At 69.5% G+C, this 940-nt stretch carries 1 pseudogene; it reads left to right on the top strand.

The window, feature by feature from the left end:
* Positions 1-940: pseudogene (locus ACG83_RS41475) on the top strand (histidine kinase); the annotation flags it as partial.

Here is a 940-nt window from a genome sequence, read left to right as displayed (position 1 = left end):
CACGAGGGACACTGCGGATCTATCTGGGTGCCGCACCAGGCGTCGGCAAGACCTACGCGGCACTCGACGAGGCCCACCGGCGAGCCGAACGAGGCACCGACGTCGTGGTCGGCTTCGTCGAGACCCACAGCCGACCCCGCACCACAGCGATGCTCGACGGCCTCGAGACCATCCCACGACAGATCATCGAATACCGCGGCGGCTCCTTCACCGAGATGGACCTCGACGCCATCCTCACCCGACACCCCGACGTCGCGTTCGTCGACGAACTCGCCCACACCAACATCCCGGGAAGCCGCCACACCAAACGCTGGCACGACGTCCAGGACCTGCTCACCGCCGGCATCGACGTCATCTCCACCGTCAACATCCAGCACCTGGAATCACTCAACGACGTCGTCGAGACGATCACCGGCGTCCCGCAACGCGAAACCGTGCCCGACGACGTCGTCCGACGCGCCGACCAGGTCGAACTCGTCGACATGGCCCCCGAGGCCCTGCGCCGACGGATGGCCCACGGCAACATCTACACCCCCGAGAAGATCGACGCCGCCCTGGCCAACTACTTCCGCGTCGGCAACCTCACCGCGCTACGCGAACTCGCCCTGCTCTGGCTCGCCGGCAAGGTCGACGACCAGCTCGACCGCTACCGCACCGACCACGGCATCGCCGGCACCTGGGAAACCCGCGAACGCGTCGTGGTCGCCCTCACCGGCGGCCCCGAAGGCGACACCCTGATCCGCCGCGCCTCCCGGATCGCCGCCCGCAGCAAAGGCGCCGACCTGCTCGCCGTCCACGTCGCCCGCTCCGACGGCCTCACCGGCGCCGACCCCTCCGCACTCGCCCGGCAACGCACCCTGACCGAAAGCCTCGGCGGCAGCTACCACCAGGTCATCGGCGACGACGTCCCCACCGCACTCCTCGACTTCGCCCGCGCCGC

Origin of the sequence: Frankia sp. R43 (assembly GCF_001306465.1) — a bacterium.
Lineage (GTDB): Bacteria > Actinomycetota > Actinomycetes > Frankiales > Frankiaceae > Parafrankia > Parafrankia irregularis.
Note: the sequence above shows the minus strand (reverse complement) of the source record. Positions and strands in the feature narration are given on the sequence as shown.